Origin of the sequence: Streptomyces sp. GbtcB7 (assembly GCF_019091445.1) — a bacterium.
Classification (GTDB): domain Bacteria; phylum Actinomycetota; class Actinomycetes; order Streptomycetales; family Streptomycetaceae; genus Streptomyces; species Streptomyces mirabilis.
Genome location: NZ_JAGXJM010000231.1, coordinates 1 through 299, shown reverse-complemented (window position 1 = coordinate 299; position 299 = coordinate 1). Strand labels below are relative to the sequence as shown.

The following is a 299-nucleotide window of genomic DNA, read 5'->3' as shown; positions in this document are numbered from 1 at the left end:
CTTCGAATCGGATCGAGATGAAGCGGGATCAGTTTACGCGCACCGAGGTTTCGATCTCCCGAGAATCCCCGCCGGACGGATGCCCGCCGACGCCGCCGGTGCGGGAGTATCGGGATCATGACCGTCCACGCGAGCACCCCGTCCTCGGGATACCCGCCAGCGCACGGCACCCGCGGTGACGCGGTGCTGGCACCCCGCGCCCTGACCTACCTCAACGTCCGCGAGGGCGCGACGACGATCCTCGTCACCACGGCGCTCGCCGTCGCCATCGCCTTCCTCCCCGATCCCGGGTGGCGCAC

1 protein-coding gene is annotated in these 299 nt (G+C 69.9%); it reads left to right on the top strand.

The genetic code is table 11. The annotated features are described in order from the left end of the window. Positions 1-117: 117 nt before the first annotated feature. The coding region (locus KVT44_RS55940; protein ID WP_217576952.1) for a hypothetical protein at positions 118-299 on the top strand (182 nt) is incomplete at its 3' end.